The sequence below is a fragment of the Streptomyces sp. NPDC087901 genome, from assembly GCF_044742205.1.
GTDB lineage: Bacteria > Actinomycetota > Actinomycetes > Streptomycetales > Streptomycetaceae > Streptomyces.
In genome coordinates, this window is sequence record NZ_JBIUUC010000037.1 from 1 (window position 1) to 15,397 (window position 15,397).

Annotated in this window: 16 protein-coding genes and 2 pseudogenes; 12 read left to right on the plus strand and 6 right to left on the minus strand. The window is 65.2% G+C overall.

Annotated features, from left to right (window positions below):
• The 3 genes and pseudogenes from ACIOEW_RS40610 to ACIOEW_RS40620 form a co-directional block, all read left to right on the plus strand.
• A pseudogene (locus ACIOEW_RS40610) lies at positions 1–187 on the plus strand (IS630 family transposase); the annotation flags it as partial.
• A 112-nt stretch (positions 188–299) separates the two neighbouring features.
• Complete coding sequence (locus ACIOEW_RS40615; protein ID WP_401970555.1) at positions 300–1,418, plus strand: IS630 family transposase; 1,119 nt, start codon at positions 300–302, stop codon at positions 1,416–1,418.
• A gap of 31 nt (positions 1,419–1,449) precedes the next feature.
• Positions 1,450–1,770, plus strand: coding sequence for a MafI family immunity protein (locus tag ACIOEW_RS40620; protein WP_401970558.1), 321 nt, complete (start codon positions 1,450–1,452; stop codon positions 1,768–1,770).
• A 73-nt stretch (positions 1,771–1,843) separates the two neighbouring features.
• Here ACIOEW_RS40620 and ACIOEW_RS40625 read toward each other — a convergent pair whose 3' ends face one another.
• Together ACIOEW_RS40625 and ACIOEW_RS40630 are read right to left on the minus strand one after the other, a co-directional pair.
• Positions 1,844–2,014, minus strand: a complete 171-nt coding sequence (locus ACIOEW_RS40625) for a hypothetical protein (protein ID WP_401970577.1) — start codon at positions 2,012–2,014, stop codon at positions 1,844–1,846.
• 75 nt (positions 2,015–2,089) lie between these two features.
• Positions 2,090–2,365, minus strand: coding sequence for a hypothetical protein (locus ACIOEW_RS40630; RefSeq protein ID WP_401970559.1), 276 nt, complete (start codon positions 2,363–2,365; stop codon positions 2,090–2,092).
• Positions 2,366–2,472: 107 nt separating this feature from the next.
• Here ACIOEW_RS40630 and ACIOEW_RS40635 point away from each other — a divergent pair, with 107 nt between their 5' ends.
• Both ACIOEW_RS40635 and ACIOEW_RS40640 read left to right on the plus strand, forming a co-directional pair.
• Complete coding sequence (locus ACIOEW_RS40635; RefSeq protein ID WP_401970561.1) at positions 2,473–3,711, plus strand: ParA family protein; 1,239 nt, start codon at positions 2,473–2,475, stop codon at positions 3,709–3,711.
• On the plus strand, positions 3,708–4,781 hold the full coding sequence (locus ACIOEW_RS40640) for a ParB/RepB/Spo0J family partition protein (RefSeq protein ID WP_401970564.1): 1,074 nt from the start codon (positions 3,708–3,710) through the stop codon (positions 4,779–4,781). Before ACIOEW_RS40635 ends, ACIOEW_RS40640 begins: the two co-directional genes overlap by 4 nt.
• A 48-nt stretch (positions 4,782–4,829) precedes the next feature.
• On the opposite strand, the pseudogene ACIOEW_RS40645 reads toward ACIOEW_RS40640, so the two are convergent.
• Positions 4,830–5,324: pseudogene (locus tag ACIOEW_RS40645) on the minus strand (IS21 family transposase); the annotation flags it as partial.
• A gap of 272 nt (positions 5,325–5,596) precedes the next feature.
• Between ACIOEW_RS40645 and ACIOEW_RS40650 the strand changes: the two are divergent.
• Together ACIOEW_RS40650 and ACIOEW_RS40655 are read left to right on the plus strand one after the other, a co-directional pair.
• Positions 5,597–6,646 carry a transposase gene (locus ACIOEW_RS40650; protein WP_401970579.1) on the plus strand — a complete coding sequence of 350 codons (1,050 nt, stop codon included), beginning with the start codon at positions 5,597–5,599 and terminating at the stop codon, positions 6,644–6,646.
• Positions 6,647–6,715: 69 nt separating this feature from the next.
• Positions 6,716–7,141, plus strand: coding sequence for a transposase (locus ACIOEW_RS40655; RefSeq protein ID WP_401970565.1), 426 nt, complete (start codon positions 6,716–6,718; stop codon positions 7,139–7,141).
• 487 nt (positions 7,142–7,628) lie between these two features.
• Here ACIOEW_RS40655 and ACIOEW_RS40660 read toward each other — a convergent pair whose 3' ends face one another.
• Positions 7,629–8,069 carry a transposase gene (locus ACIOEW_RS40660; protein ID WP_401970582.1) on the minus strand — a complete coding sequence of 147 codons (441 nt, stop codon included), beginning with the start codon at positions 8,067–8,069 and terminating at the stop codon, positions 7,629–7,631.
• Between the two features lie 38 nt (positions 8,070–8,107).
• Between ACIOEW_RS40660 and ACIOEW_RS40665 the strand changes: the two genes are divergently transcribed.
• Positions 8,108–9,682 (plus strand): ISAzo13 family transposase, encoded by a 1,575-nt coding sequence (locus tag ACIOEW_RS40665; protein WP_401970584.1) that lies wholly within the window; start codon positions 8,108–8,110, stop codon positions 9,680–9,682.
• Positions 9,683–9,689: 7 nt separating this feature from the next.
• Here the strand turns inward: ACIOEW_RS40665 and ACIOEW_RS40670 are convergent, their stop codons facing one another.
• Together ACIOEW_RS40670 and ACIOEW_RS40675 are read right to left on the minus strand one after the other, a co-directional pair.
• A complete protein-coding gene (locus ACIOEW_RS40670) occupies positions 9,690–9,992 on the minus strand; it encodes a transposase (RefSeq protein WP_401970567.1) in 303 nt (100 codons plus the stop codon).
• 301 nt (positions 9,993–10,293) lie between these two features.
• On the minus strand, positions 10,294–10,533 hold the full coding sequence (locus ACIOEW_RS40675; protein ID WP_401970569.1) for a hypothetical protein: 240 nt from the start codon (positions 10,531–10,533) through the stop codon (positions 10,294–10,296).
• 613 nt (positions 10,534–11,146) lie between these two features.
• Here ACIOEW_RS40675 and ACIOEW_RS40680 point away from each other — a divergent pair.
• The 4 genes from ACIOEW_RS40680 (at position 11,147) to ACIOEW_RS40695 (ending at position 15,225) form a co-directional block, all read left to right on the plus strand.
• Positions 11,147–13,729: a nitrate- and nitrite sensing domain-containing protein gene (locus ACIOEW_RS40680; protein ID WP_401970572.1), complete on the plus strand. Its 2,583-nt coding sequence runs from the start codon at positions 11,147–11,149 to the stop codon at positions 13,727–13,729.
• A gap of 2 nt (positions 13,730–13,731) precedes the next feature.
• Positions 13,732–14,169 (plus strand): roadblock/LC7 domain-containing protein, encoded by a 438-nt coding sequence (locus ACIOEW_RS40685; protein ID WP_401970573.1) that lies wholly within the window; start codon positions 13,732–13,734, stop codon positions 14,167–14,169.
• Positions 14,166–14,534, plus strand: coding sequence for a DUF742 domain-containing protein (locus tag ACIOEW_RS40690; RefSeq protein WP_401970575.1), 369 nt, complete (start codon positions 14,166–14,168; stop codon positions 14,532–14,534). The genes ACIOEW_RS40685 and ACIOEW_RS40690 overlap by 4 nt, the downstream gene beginning before the upstream one ends.
• Before the next feature lie 85 nt (positions 14,535–14,619).
• Positions 14,620–15,225, plus strand: a complete 606-nt coding sequence (locus ACIOEW_RS40695) for a GTP-binding protein (protein ID WP_401970587.1) — start codon at positions 14,620–14,622, stop codon at positions 15,223–15,225.
• Positions 15,226–15,397 lie beyond the last annotated feature (172 nt).

Genomic DNA, 15,397 nt, shown 5'->3' on the forward strand with positions numbered 1-15,397 from the left:
ACTCATCCGCCGCGGCGTCCACAGGTCCGTGAAAGCCCTGGAGGGCGACATCACTGCGTGGATCGACACCTGGAACGAGAACCCGCGGCCCTTCACCTGGACCAAGACAGCCGACGAGATCCTCAACTCTCTCGCCGACTACCTCACCAAGGTCGGAACCACCGGCCAGAAAACAGAGCAGAACTAACCCACAGGATTTCCGGCGCATCACACTAGTGCTCTGACCGGGAAGGTTCGCCGGGTTGGTGATGGCGGCGGTTGGATGTGCGGTGACGTCCGATCCAACTGCTGGAGGTGCGGTGGCTGAGCCTGTGCGGGTGCGCAGACTGACCGATCAGGAGGGGCAGAAGCTGCAGCAGATCGTGCGCCGGGGCAGCACCAATTCGGTGCGCTACCGGCGCGCGATGATGCTGCTGGCTTCGGCGGGCGGGAACCGGGTGCCGGTGATCGCGCAACTGGTGCAGGCCGACGAGGACACCGTCCGGGAGGTGATCCACCGGTTCAACGAGATCGGCCTGGCCTGTCTGGACCCTCGCTGGGCGGTAGGCCGTCCCCGCCTGCTCAGTCCTGACGACGAGGACTTCGTCGTCCAGACGGCCATCACTCGCCCGACCAAGCTCGGCCAGCCCTTCACCCGCTGGTCCATCCGCAAGCTCGCCGCCTACCTGCGGAATGTGCACGGCCGCGTCATCTGCATCGGCCGCGAGGCGTTACGTTGCCTGCTCGCTCGCCGCGGCATCACCTTCCAGCGCACCAAGACGTGGAAGGAGTCCCCGGACCCCGAGCGCGGCACCAAGCTCGACCGCATCGAACACGTCCTGGACCGCTTCCCCGACCGGGTCTTCGCGTTCGATGAGTTCGGCCCGCTCGGCATCCGACCCACCGCCGGCTTGTCCTGGGCCCCTGCCGGTCATCCCGAACGGCACCCTGCCACCTACCACCGCACCCACGGCGTCCGATACTTCCACGGCTGCTACTCCGTCGGCGACGACACCCTCTGGGGCGTCAACCGCCGCAGGAAGGGAGCTGGCAACACACTGGCCGCGCTCAGGTCGATCCGCGCTGCCCGCCCGGACGGCGCCCCGATCTATGTCATCTTGGACAACCTCTCCGCCCACAAAGGCGACAAGATCCGGCGCTGGGCGAAGAAGAACCGGGTCGAGCTGTGCTTCACCCCGACCTACGCGTCCTGGGCCAACCCGATCGAGGCCCACTTCGGGCCGCTGCGACAGTTCACCGTCGCCCACTCCCACCACCGCAACCACACCGTCCAGACCCGGGCCCTGCACGCCTACCTGCGCTGGCGCAACAAAAATGCCCGCCACCCCGACGTCCTCGCCGCCCAGCGGAAGGAGCGTGCTCGCATCCGCAGCGAGAAGGGCCTGCGCTGGGGCGGACGACCAGCGAAAGTCGCGTGACCTCGCTCATGGCACCAGTAACACTGGCGCCATGACCGATGATCGCAAGGCTCTGCAGGCCAGCTGGAATCAGACCCGTGACCACCTCGGCGCCGCCCGAGCCCACCTCACACGCCTGCCGGACATCGATCTCTCAGCGACGCTGGAGTTCCTGGAGCACAACGAACTGGCACTCGCCTTCGACTGCCTGGTCGATCTCGGTGACGACCTCGACCTTCCCCTCAGTTTCTGGCAGCACCTGGACCGAGCGGCTCGTGAAATGCGGCTCTACAGCGATGCGCTGCAGGTGCCTCACCTCACGGCTGCCGACTTCTGCCGCCGTCACCTCGCCGCTGCCTCCGAGCAGGAATGATCCGCCAACCCGGCGAACCTTCCCGGTCAGAGCACTAGCAGGTGTTGGAGGAGGGCCAGGGCCTGGTAGAGAGTCAGGCCCTGGCAGGGAATTTTGGGTAGGACCGCTGTTCGGTCAGGAAGAGGTGGGCGGCGGTGACGAGGGTGGCGTGGCGGTGCCAGTCGGTGAATGAGCGGCCCTTGAAGTGGTCGAGTCCGAGAGTGGTTCTCAGCTCGCGGTAGTCGTGCTCGATGCGCCACCGCAGCTTCGCGAGTCAGACGAGATCGCGGGCGGGCAGGTTGGAGATCCAGTACTCGACCGGCTCGTTCTCGCCTTCGGGTCACTGGGCGGTCAGCCATCGAGGACCGATGACTCCGTCCAGTACGGATTTCGGGCGGCGGCCTGCGAGGCAGACCCGCAGGAAGACGAAGCGGGCGGGCATGGCAGCCTTCGAGCCCTTGCGCCTGACCGCGACCGCGCTGCCGCGTCCTGCGGCCAGGACGTGTTCGCGCAGGCTGACCGGGCGGGTGCGGTAGCGGGGCAGTGGACGCAGCCCGAGCCCGCCGTAAGGCGGCTGATACGGCAGGGCGACTCGGCTGAGTGCCAGCGGCGGCACTATTACGGCGTAATACTGCGCGGACGACGTTGGATGACTCGCAGTTACACGAACGAGCTAACGTGTCGAAGCTTTGAACGATCTTTCGTGTTAGTAAGGTGTCTTCTATGACTTCGCCCTCCCCCGGCGACCGCGAAAAGGTCGTCTCCAAGCTCCCCACAGTGCTTCAGCAAGACCTGAAGATCCGGGCAGCCCAGCATCACATAGACATCCAGCGCGCGGTCGAAGCTGGGATTGAAGCCTGGCGGCGGCTGGGGTCCAATCTCGCGCCTATCGATACAGCTGGCGCCAAGTCCTTCGCAACCTTCCTACCCGAAGGCCAGTGGGACAGCTTCCGGGCCGATTGCTCGACCCGGGGCGTCTCGATCATTCAAGGGCTTGCTCAGTCTGTAGTCATGTGGCTTGAGACGAACCCTGCGCCTGCTGTCGTACGACCCGAGCATCCCAAGCGCATCATCACCTGCAACCAGAAGGGCGGCGTTGGCAAGACAGCTATTGCAGCCGGTACAGGCGAAGCACTGGCCGAGGACTCTGGGGCACTTCACCCGGTCCGCATCTCCAAGCACTTCGCAGCAGCATTGTCCGAAGTCGAGGAGACAACCCCCCTCGACTACGAAGACCTTCCCGGCCTTGGACTGCGAGTGCTCCTGGTCGACTTCGACCCCCAATGCCACCTCACCAAACAGCTCGGCCACCAACCCTTGCCAATCGAAGGTGACAGCCTCACCAAGCACATGGCTGGCGAAGCCAAGGGGCAACTCGAGGACCTCATCGTTCCTGTCAAAGACCCTCGCTTCGGTGACCGCCTTCACCTTCTGCCCGCCTGCACTGACGCGTTCCTTCTGGACGTCAAACTGTCCGGTGTCCGGGCACGCGAAGCCGCCCTGGAGCGGGCCCTGTCCGCCGTCGAGGCCGACTATGACGCGGTGATCATCGACTGCCCGCCCAGCCTCGGCCTGAGCATGGACGCGGCTGCGTACTACGGGCGTCGACGCCAGGGCGAAGCACCAGGCAACTCAGGCGTACTCGTGGTCGTGCAGGCCGAGGACAGCTCGGCCGACGCATACGGGCTTCTCACTTCTCAGGTCGAGGACCTTTGCAACGACATGCATCTCGACCTCGACTACCTCGGCATCGTTGTGAACCACTATGACGCCCGCCGCGGCTACATCGCCACCTCGTCCCTGGAGTCCTGGATGGACATAAAGGATCCGCGAGTTGTCGGCGTCATTGGTGACCTGAAGGAACAGAAGGAAGCCGTACGCGTAAAGCAACCGCTGCTCGCCTACTCCCCGCGCTGTGACCAGTCCGTCGCAATGCGGGCTCTCGCCCGGGAGATTTCATGAGCAAGAGGGACCAGCTCGGGGCCGGGTCTTCGTTCGGCCAGACGCATGCCATCAGCGCTCGTCGCACCGCGATCAACGCGGTTACGGCCGCCCCGACGGAGGGGGCTCCTCCTCCAATCAAACTGCCTGTCAACGTCATCAGCCTCAACCCGGACAACCCGAGGTCCAAGCTCGGTGACCTCAGCCAGCTCGGCGCCAGCCTCCGCGACCACGGCCAAAAGACTGCCATCAGCATCATGGGCCGATTCGCCTATCTCGAAGGTAACCCCGGGCGCCAAGACGACCTCGAAGCAGACACGAAGTACGTTGTCATCGACGGCAACTCACGCCTCGCAGCAGCACGGGAGGTCGGCCTGTCCGAGATCAAGGTGATGGTCGACGACGGGCTCGGCAGCAACCCTGACGAGATACTGGAATCGGCCCTGGTCGCCAACATCCACCGGCAGGAACTCGACCACCTCGACGAAGCGAAAGCCCTTGAGCAACTGCTCAAGGTCCACGGGACTCAGGAAGCACTCGCCGGTCGCCTTCACCGCTCTCAGGGGTGGGTCTCGCAGCGGCTTGCGCTGCTGGGCCTGACGCCTGAGCTGAAGACGAAGCTGAATTCGGGCGAGGAATCGGCGGCCATGCTCCGACTGGTCGGGAAAAAGAAGCCCGACGAGCAGGCAGCTCACCTACAGCGGCTGAAGGCCCAGCGTAGGCAGGAACAGGCCGAGAAGAAGGCGCGCGCTGGGGAGCGGAAGGCCCACGGCAAGCGGGCTTCGGCGTCGCCCAAGCCTCATGCGCCCGATGGGATTGAACCGGCACCCGGCCTCGGATATTACGGCGTAATGAAGAAGGACGCCGAACCGGCGGTGGGGCGCGGGGGCGGGACGGAGAGTGTTCCTTCACCGCGCGGTGAAGGCAGCAGTGACCAGCTTCCGACGCTGGAGCCGCAAGTTCTGTTCACCCTCATCATTGAACAGCTCGACGTACCAGCACGACGGCACCTGACTGAATTGCTCGTCGACTACAAGATTGAGGAAACGAAGCAGATGCGGGCCGCGGAACGGGCCGCCGAAGCGAAGTAGCCATAGCTGTCGACGAATAGTCCCGTTCTGCTCTCCCGCCGAGGTAGCAGAACGGGACAGCACCATATGGAAGGAGTAGACCTTCGGGATGCCCATCTGGGCGAGGATCCTGCCCTCATCGCCCCAGTCCACCTGAGCCTGAGCACCCGGGATCACCTCGAACCGGCGATGCATCCCCGCCAGCTCCCGCGGAGCGATCCCCAGTTCCTCCGCGACCCTCGGGCGGGCCTCCTGCACATAAAGCTTGACCCGCTGGTAGTTCCCGGTGAACCCGTACTCCGTGACCAGCCGCTCGTGAATCACCGCCGCCTTCATCAGGATCTCCGCCCGCAGCATCGCGTCGATCAGCGGAGCGACCTCGTCGACCACCCGCTTGCGCGGCTGACCACTCGCCGTCCGGCGCGGAGGCGCAGACGAGTACTTGCTGACCGTCCGCCAGTTCAGCCCGGTCTCCTTGGCGACCTCCGACAGGCTCATCGCCCCGGACTCCACCAAACCGCGAAAACGCCGGAGCTCGAGCCAGCGCTGCGGGTCCAAGACCATAGCCCACCCCTTTCTGCGACCTTCGACAACAGGCAGCAGCGTGCCGGGGGCCGGCACTCAGCACATCAAGAACTCTGCACGTTCATCCGTACGCGGCCATGTGCGTTCACGGCTCTGGCAAGATTTTCGTAGGCGGAGGTCATCTCGGTGCGGGCAGTTGCCTGGTTTGCGGGGTGGGTAGCCTTTGAGTGTGTTCTGTTGAACTATCGTAGCTGTTACCGCACTTGGCCGGGTTGCTGGTGTTCTCGATCGATACTTCTGGTTCTGTCGTGGTGATCGAGGCTTGTACGCGCTCCCGTGTTCCAGCGGGATGTAGCGGCTGCGGCGTCGTGAGTGACTGGACCCACAGCCGCTATGTCCGGCATCTCGCCGATGCGGCGTTCGGCGGCCGGCCGGTCCGGATCGACTTGTCCGTGCGCCGTCTGTACTGCGAGAACGGGTCCTGCCCGAAGGTGACCTTCGCCGAACAGGTTTCAGGGTTGACCGTGCGCTACCAGCGGCGAACGCCGCTGCTGCAGCACCTGGTCGAGTCGGTCGGTGTTGTGCTGGCTGGTCGGGGCGGGGCCCGGATGCTACGGGTTCTGAACGTCAGACTCTCGCGGTGCACGGTGCTTGCCCAGCTGATGCGGGTGCCACTTCCACCAGTGGAGACACCCCGGGTGCTGGGAGTGGACGACTTTGCGCTCTACGGCGGCACCTACGGCACCCTCCTGGTCGACGCCACCGCCCGGCTCCCGCTCACCCTCTGGGAGGGACGCGACGCGGAACAGCTCAGCCACTGGCTCCGCGAGCACCCAGGTGTCGAGGTCGCCTGTCGCGACGGATCCCTCACCTACCGGCAGGGCATCACCGCTGGTGCCACCGACGCCACGCAGGTCAGCGACCGCTTTCACCTCTGGCAGGGCCTCTCTCGCCGAGTTCAGGACATCGCCTCCGCACACCGCAGCTGTCTGGCCGCAGCCCTGCCACCAGACAGTGGGACCGGCCCCGCACGGGTCGAGGAGACCGTCGAGAACACCACGGCGGACACCCGGGCTGGGAGCCATGCCCGAAGGCTTTTCGGGGCTGTGCAGGCCCTGACCCGCACCGGCCGGAGCCACAGCTCCGTGGCCCGGGAGCTCGGCCTGAACCGCCGAACCGTCAGCAAGTACGCCCGGGCCCACACCTGGCAGGAGGTGGTGCGTCGCCCGCCCCGCAAGCCCTCCAGCCTGGATCCCTACCTCGACTACCTGCAACAACGCTGGGACGAGGGGCAACACAGCGCGAAGATTCTGCACGAGGAACTGCAATCCAAGGGCTATCTCGGCCACTACCACGCGTGAAAATGGCCGTTGCACCTCTGCGGCGCGGCCTGCCCCTGGACGAGCCACGCGAGCGACCGCCCTCCCCGCGTGAAGCACCGCTGGATCACCGCCCACCCGCACCGCCGCAGCCCAAACATCAACGACCGCCTGCCCCGGCTCCTCGACCACTGCCCTGAACTCAGGACCGCCCACGACCGGGTCCGCCGATTCGCCGCCATGCTCGACAACCGCGACGCGACATCCTTGCCGCAGTGGCTGGACGACCTCGCGAGCACCAGGCTCGCTCCGTTGACCGGCCTCGCCCGAGCCTTGCGCGAAGACCGACATGCCGTCGCCCAGGGGATCACCACCCCTTACAACTCCGGGGTCAACGAGGGCCGCATCACCGACGTCAAGCTGCAGAAGCGACTCATGGCCGGACGTGCTGGCGTCTTCCTTCTCCGCCACCGCGTCGTCCTGATCGCCCACCTCCGCCGACGTTATGCAAGCCAGCCGACTGTGTCACCGAGATGATCTCCGCCTACGAAAATCTTGCCAGAGCCGCGTTCACGTGTACGCCGACACCTCCTACACTCTGACCGCAGGGCGATCTGTTGAATTCCCGCTTGAACCCTCCTGCTGGGTTTGGTCGGACACCTTGGTCAACTTTGACGGGGTGTGGCTGAGTAGCCGGATGACGTTGCCGTGACCGGGCTACCCGACCCTACGAGCTCAGATTCACCCATTCGGCGGGCTCGACGCCCCTTCGGGTCGGACTGGGCCGCTTGTATGGCCCTGTGGCGGCCTGTCGCGAGCTCCAAGGTCTCGCCATATCAACCTGTTCGAGTTCGGCGGTCTGTGCCACCTTCTCGTGAGTCGCTTTTGGGGCCAAAGTCGCTTTCTTGGGTTTTTGGGTCTGCTGGCAGCTGATCTGTCGCAGCGAAGCTGAGGGCCGATTCATGCCCGTGCCCATTGTCGACCCCCGGAGCCGGGGTCGTGGGTCAGGCAACCAACAACGTCGTCAAATATTTCGTAGATCCGGTGGTCGCGGTTGAAGGCTCTCTTCCAGGCCATGGCGGAAGTCGGCGTTCGCCCCGTAGCCGGTGTCCGCGACCAGCACCGCGGGCCGCAGTCCGACCGTAGCCAGTTCATCCAGCATGTCCAGCGCGAGCTGCCACTTCGGCCGGTGATGCTCTTCCTCGGGGATCCGGCAGCGGGCCCGCCGGTCAGCGCCCTCCGGTTGGTCCCAGCTGCCGGGCAGGAACAGCCGCCAGGACAACGGGCATGACGCGGTGTCGGACGCGGCGTGGACGCTGACCCCTATCTGGCAGTTCCCGACCTTGCCCAGGGCCTGTATTTCAATTACTGCTCGGTGAACGGGTGTTGGCGGGACACTGAGGTGTGACTGCGTGTGCGGCTGCTCAGGCTTCGGTTTTGGCTCTGAGGGTGAAGTTCGACTAATTCCTTCCTCATCTCGATGAGCGACGCCGACGGATTTACCTGGCCAGCGAAGCTGCCGCGCTTGGCCACGGCGGGATCACGTTGGTGGCGGCCGCTTCTGGCGCCAGTGCGGCCACCGTCGCACGCGGGATCGCCGAGTTGTCCGGGCGCCCTATGCCGACCGGGCGGATCCGGGCTCCAGGAGCCGGCCGCAAGCCGCTGATGGTCACCGACCCCGGTCTGCTGCCCGCGCTTGAAGCTCTGATCGAGCCGCACACCCGGGGTGATCCGGTATCGCCGTTGCGCTGGACCACGCTCTCACTCCGTTCGCTGGCCTCTGCGCTGACCATGCAAGACCACCCGGTCAGCGCGGCGACCGTCGGACGCCTGCTGCACTCCCTCGGATACAGCTTGCAAGGCACCACCAAGACCACGGAAGGCGCCAGCCATCCGGACCGTGATGCCCAGTTCACGCACATCAACGCCACCGCCGCGGCGTTCCTCGAAAGCGACCAGCCGGTGATCAGCGTCGACACCAAGGCCAAGGAGTGGCTCGGTAGCCGCGACCGACCCGGCCGAACCTGGCGGCCGGGCAAGAACCCCATCCGTGTCGACTGCCACACCTTCATCACCAGTGACCAGCCCGTGGTCATCCCATACGGGATCTACGACATCGCCCGCAACACCGGCTGGGTCAACGTCGGGACCGACCACGACACGGGCGAATTCGCAGTGGAGTCCATCCGCCGCTGGTGGCAGCACCGGGGACGGGACGACCATCCCGACGCCGGTCGGCTGCTGATCACCGCCGACTGCGGTGGTTCCAACGACCCCCGACGCTGGACATGGAAGAAGCACCTCGCCGCCTTCGCTTTGGAAAGTGGGCTCGAGATCACGGTCTGCCACTTCCCACCCGGAACATCGAAGTGGAACAAGATCGAACACAGAATGTTCTGCCACATCACCGCGAACTGGCGTGGCAGGCCCCTGACCAGCTACGAGACCGTCATCGAGACGATCGCCGCCACGACCACCCGCGCCGGGCTCAGGATCGGAGCCGAACTCGACACCGGCCGATACGACCTGGGCACCGAAGTGCCACCCACCGAGTTCCATGCCCTGCCGATCACACCCCACGCCTTCCACGGCAGCTGGAACTACACCCTGGCACCGGTCGCACCCCGGCTCCCCGAGCCGGCGCCGAGCCGACAGCGGATCGATCCCGCCCTGACGGCAATGCTCAGCGACCCGGCCCTGACCGGGATGTCACGCTCCGCGTTCGACCGCCTGGTCGCCGTCTCGGAACCGTACTGGGACGCCCTGGCCGAGGCGGCATTCCAACGACGCTTCCACCGCCCACGCAGCTACCTCCACCCACAGATCAGCAGCCTCGACCATTACCACCGTCCACTGACTGCCCTGTTACGGCGCCGCCGAGCCGTCACCAGCACACTTCTGGCCCAGCTCCTGAACGTCACCCGCACCAACCTGTCCAACCAGTTCCAAGACGGCCACCGCCTCCTGGACCTGCACCGCGTCGCGGTCACACCGCTACCCGGAACCCCCGCCCGCACCCTCGCACAACTACAAACCCACCTACCATCACGCGACGACACCTGCACAGATCAACCCTGACAGTTATTCAGACGCGAGCCCCCAGGGTGCCGGAGTACTGCCTGGCCACCCCGGGCGAGGACATTTCGTCTTTCGGGAACCCGGTGTCGTCCCCCACCCACACCTGAGGCCGCACCACCGCCACCGCCCGGCGGGCCAACCCGGCACGAACACTGTCCACCGGCCACGTCGACGAGGTCATGAACTGTTGCAACTGCTGGTGGTCCACACCGAGGCGTCCGGCCATCGACTGCATCGACTTGCGACGCCCGTCCAGCAGCAGGCCCCGCAGATACAGGCTCCCCTTCACCCGCTGGTCAGCACGCGACAAAGGCGCGAAAACCTCCCCAGCAAACTCCTCCAACCGCCCCCTGCACGACGCGAGTTCATTCGCCCTCATACCAGCAGGAAAACCACCAACGCGACCACTTGCCCAGAGACGTAACAAAGCCCTACTAGCTGACCCGATACGACAGCCGAGGCCGGCACTCCCGCTCGCAGCTATGCCCGGTCGGCCACGAAGATGAGTTCCAACAGTAACTACCCATGCCCGAGCCGCATAGACGTGTTCAAGAACAGGGGTCAAGGCCCACTCCCAGTTGGCCCCGTCTTCGAGAATCGACGGAAGCTGATCACGAGGCACCAGCTCGCCGCTGGAAGCCGTTCTGCCCGGATGGGGAGATCCACGGCACGAATCGGCGGACCTCGATCCACCCACGATCGATGAGAGCGGGCAAGGTTCCCGCCAGCTCGTTGACTGGTCGAGCTTCGTCGAGATCGCCCCAGACACCAGGCAGAATGTCGATCTCATAGGAATTGACTACGAAGGCTTCTTCGGACTTGGTCAATGTGTCCCACCCTTGCTTGCTCACTCAGCAATCGTCGCAGAGCCGGGGGCACGACGGGCTCCCCACACCGCTGACCAGACCATCCCGGCCCGGAGCTCACCCTGGTCGCCCGGACCCGGTGAACATTCGCGGTCACAGCACGAGAGTCAGCCCATCGGCAGTCACATGATCTTGGTACGGGCTCGTAGTTACTGCTTCGAACCGATCGGCCAATCCTGCCGTTGTGCTGATCGAGAGTAAGTGTGCCGGGTCTGTCCATAGCGTCAGCCGACCGAGAGAAGCCGCCATGAACCGCAGTCTGCGGCTACCTCGGCTGCTACCGCTGGCAGCTACATGATTGAGCTGCCTCGAGCCAAGCGTGCCGCAACGGAGCGTGACACGCGGCCGGGCGCTTTTTGAACCGCCGTCAACCCTGTATTTGCCTGCGGGTTCCGGCCATGGATGGAAGCTTCTTGTTCTTCGTAAAGTCCGGCCACTGTGCGCCACCACAACCTTCGAGGGGCCTTAAGTGAGAAGTCACGGTTGGTCAATTCGCCGTAAGTTCACGGCACTGCTTTCCCTCCCGCTGGTGTCTCTGGCTGCCCTGTGCGCCTACGCTGCCTACCTGTCCTTGGGAAGCGCCCTCACTCTGATGCATGTGGACACCATCGGTAACCACCTTGCTGCGCCATTGGGTCGCGCTGTAATCGCGCTCGAAGTCGAGCGCCGCAACGCGGTGGTCGAGACTGTCGCCCCGGGCAGCGACAAGGCTACCCTCCGCCGTAGTCGCGAAACCACCGACCAGGCCGTCGCCGTATTCCTCAAGGAGGCGCGGGACGACGCCGTACGTGACGCGAGTAATTCCACGGTGCGCGCCGGCGTCGACAAAGCCGTGAAGTCTTTGGGCACCTTGACCGCGATCCGGTCGGGTGTGGCTACGCACAAGATGACGAAGAGTGACGTCCTCACCTCGTACACGGCCATCACTAGCAGCATCGCCGAGGCACTGCGGCCCATGACGATCCTGCCTGACCAGGACGCCCAAGACTTTGGTCAGGCGCTCTACACCCTGGTACCCGCGGGCGACATCCTTTCCCAAGAAGACGCGCTGATTTCGGCCGCAGGAGCGAGCCCTACTCGGCGGCTGAGCACGGCCGACTACAAGGCCGTCGTCCAGGCCATCGGAGCGCATCGACTGCTCAACGCCCAGGCGATCGCCCAACTACCCCCTACAGAACGGGCCCCGTTCCTGAAGTTCGCGGCGCCCGGCGGTGCGATGGCCCGTCTCGCCACCATGGAGGAGCAAATCCTCAGTGCCGGGCCAGATGCCCGCGAACTACCGTTCCCCATTGAGCAGTGGCGCTCGGCCTTCGACACTTGGGAGGAAGCGTCGGGCACCACCGCTCTGAACGACATTGCCCTCGTCTTCACCCACACCGGCCCGCCGGCGCGTCAAGCACTCGTCGAGTTGATCTCCGCAGGCCTGCTGGGTCTGACAGCACTGGTTGTCTCCGTCGTCATGTCAGTACGCATGACCCGCTCCCTGCTCGGTGACATTGAGCGGCTTCGCAGCTCTTCACGAAACCTCACCGAGGACCAACTGCGCGACGTGGTAGGGCGGCTGCGCAGGGGAGAGAGTGTTGATGTGCGTGCTGGCATGACTCGGCGCCGCTTCGTGAACCGTGAAATGGCCGAACTTGGGGCCGCATTCGATGCGCTCCAACTCACCGCCGTGGATCTTGCCCGCGAGGATGTGCGACTGCACGAGGGCATGACCCAGCTCTTCGTGAACCTCGCCCGTCGCAGCCAGGTTCTGGTCAACCGCCAGCTGAGCATGCTCGATGAGATGGAACGGCACGAGGAGGACGCCAGAACCCTTAACCGACTGTTCGAACTCGACCAGCTTGCAACCCGGATGCGGCGCTATGCCGAAGGTTTGCTCATTGTGTCCGGCACGTCTCCTGGACGCTTCTGGCGCCGCCCGGTGCCGGCAGTGGACGTGGTGCGCGGAGGGATCGCGGAAACCGAGCAGTATGCCCGTGTCGTGGTCATGCCGGTCCCGCCTGTCGGAATTCAGGGCCGTGCCGCTGCCGACGTAATTCATCTACTCGCCGAGCTCATCGAAAACGCCGAGGCGTTCTCATCCGCGGACAGTGAGGTCCGGATCTGTGTAGGTACCGCGGACAGTGGTCTGATCATCGAGATTGACGACCGAGGTCTGGGAATGCCCCCCGAGGAGCTGGCGGCGGCGAACGAGCGTCTCAACGTCCCGCTGGAAGTAAGCACTTTGGACAGCACCCGGCTCGGCCTGGTTACGGTCGGCCGGCTCGCGCAGCGACACCACATAGAGGTAACCCTGCGACGGTCGCCCTTCGGCGGGGTCAGTGCGATCGTGCTGATTCCCGCGGAACTGCTGGAGACCGATGCAGCAGTTGTAGAATCTGCCAGCGCACTGCCAAGAGCGGGAGTTCCCAAGTGGGCCGGGCAGGGGCCAGCCGCTATACATGGTGCGCCACGGGCCGAGCTCGCCTCCGTTGGCCAGTCACGGATCGCAGCTTCGCATGCTGGGCGGTCGCCCGAAGCGCCCCCCGGCGAAATCTCCGCCGCATCCGAACCGGCGGGCAGAAGCCGTGCTCACCTCGCCCCGCAGCCCAATCCATCCACCGTGCCGCCGGTGCTAAACCCCCACGGTGTTCCTGGGAAGGGCGAGACGATCGATGGCCTGCCACGCCGAGTGCCTCAGGCAAGCCTGGCGGGCGAACTCACTGCTGACGCGGCCAGGGGCCAGCTCATGGACTGGGGAAACGTGGGCCAAGAGCACCACTACGTCGGCGGGATCGGTTGGGGCGGTACGCCCCCGCAGCCCGATGGTGTGGCAATTTCACAGGAGGCAGCACCGTACTGGCAGGCCGCCGCAGCTCAGCAGCCCGATAGCCCCGAGCGGGCCTCGTCACCGGGCGCTGCGGAGGTGGCGGACGGACGCGTCTCTCCGGGCGCCGCCCCGTATGCGGGCACCTCCACCTACGCAGGGGGGCGACCGTACTCGGACATGGTGCGGGCTCCTGCGCACGAGAGCCTGGCGGATCGCCCAGAGCAGGTCCGCTCCATGATGTCGGCCTTGCAAGCAGGTGCCGCCCGAGCCCGGGTGGGGCAGTACACCGAGCCCGGGGAAGGCGGCGAGCATCCCCGGCCGGTCCACCTCTCACAAATATCCACCTTTCCCCCCAGAAAGAACGGTTGACGATGACGCAGGCCAGCACACCCGAGGTAGGCTCCAGCTTCGACTGGCTGCTGAGCGACATGGTCCGGAACGTGCCGGAGATCGGTCACGCGGTACTCCTGTCGACGGACGGACTGCTGCTCGGCGCCTCCGCAGATCTGCATCGCGATGAAGCAGATCGGTTGTCCGCTGTGGCTTCCGGCTTCCATAGCCTGGCCAAGGGCGCCGGTCGCCACTTCGGCGGCGGAGCCGTCCTGCAGACGATGGTAGAGATGGAAGCCGGGTTCCTCTTTGTCTGCTCGGCCGGCGAGAACTCCTGTCTGACGGCACTAACCCGGCAGGGCGCCGACATCGGCGTTGTGGCCTATGAGATGGCCATGCTCGTCAAGCGACTGGGCAGCCATCTGACCGTGGATTCCCGTGACGAGCCGGTGCCGGGTGCCGCTGGGAGGACTACGTGACCTCGGCCCAGTGGGTGGACGACGCGGCCGGCCCGGTTGTCCGCCCTTATGCCATGGTCCGCGGGAGGACCCGCAACGACGGATACTGGCTCGATCTCGTGGCCTTCGTGGTCGCGTCCGTCGGCACCCTGCAACAGGGCGCGGCGATGCAGCCCGAACACCAGGCCATTCTCACGCTGTGCCGCAGACCACTACCCGTGGGAGAGGTCGCCGCCCGAATGAATCTGCCAGTGGGAGTCGTGCGAGTGCTGCTGGGGGACCTTCTGGAAACGCATGCCATCCGCGTTCGCCAGCCGGCAAACCCATCCGGACGACCGAGCGTGCGGCTCATAAATGAAGTACTGGCGGGCCTCCGCGAGCTGTGAGTTCCCGTGGAACCTCCTGCGCAGCTGATCCGGCTCGCCATCCCGTGCCATCGTACGGAACGAAGAGTGAAAGGGCATGACCGCAATGTCAAAGGTGATCCAGAACGTTGCTGCCGCTCCGGGCGACGACATCCCAGAGGCTGCGAAGATACTCGTAGCCGGGGGTTTCGGAGCGGGAAAGACCACACTGGTCTCCACGGTCAGTGAGATCACTCCGTTCCACACGGAAGAGACGCTCACTCAGTCTGGCGTCGGGGTGGACGACCTGTCGGGGATCGAGCGCAAGACGGTTACCACGGTTGCCATGGACTTCGGCAGGATCACCATTCACAATCGTCTCGCCTTGTTTCTTTTCGGCACCCCCGGGCAGGACCGCTTCTGGTTCATGTGGGACGAACTTGCCGCTGGGGCGCTCTGCGCGATCGTGCTGGTGGACACCCGCAGGCTGGACGCTGCGTTCCCGGCCGTGGACTACTTCGAGCGGCGTGGACTGCCGTTCATCGTGGCCGTTAACTGCTTCGACGAGGCTCGCGCCTACCCCGCTGAGGTGGTGCGGCAGGCTCTGACCCTAGGGGGTGACGTGCCTGTCATTCTGTGCGACGTGCGGGACCACGCCTCCGCTAAGGACGTACTGATCCAGGCGGTGGAGAGAGTCCTGGAGCTGGAGAACCGGCACGCGACCCCCGCGTGAGACCGTGTCCTATGTGGTGAGTCGTGCGAGAAGCTCCTATAGGTCGTCAAGTTGCCTGTGGGGGCGTTTGGGTGGTGGGGTCTGATGCAGTTTTGGGTGACAGGTTCAGTCACGCGGCCTGGAGAGCCGGTGTGGTCATGACTATCTCGAATTCGACGGGGGTCAGCCGGCC

What these genes read in the sequence shown, in the direction of transcription:
- ACIOEW_RS40640 (WP_401970564.1), top strand. Translation starts at nt 3,708, where the DNA reads ATGAGCAAGAGGGACCAGCTCGGGGCCGGGTCTTCGTTCGGCCAGACG.
- ACIOEW_RS40635 (WP_401970561.1), top strand. Translation starts at nt 2,473, where the DNA reads ATGACTTCGCCCTCCCCCGGCGACCGCGAAAAGGTCGTCTCCAAGCTC.
- ACIOEW_RS40620 (WP_401970558.1), top strand. Translation starts at nt 1,450, where the DNA reads ATGACCGATGATCGCAAGGCTCTGCAGGCCAGCTGGAATCAGACCCGT.
- ACIOEW_RS40695 (WP_401970587.1), top strand. Translation starts at nt 14,620, where the DNA reads ATGTCAAAGGTGATCCAGAACGTTGCTGCCGCTCCGGGCGACGACATC.
- ACIOEW_RS40685 (WP_401970573.1), top strand. Translation starts at nt 13,732, where the DNA reads ATGACGCAGGCCAGCACACCCGAGGTAGGCTCCAGCTTCGACTGGCTG.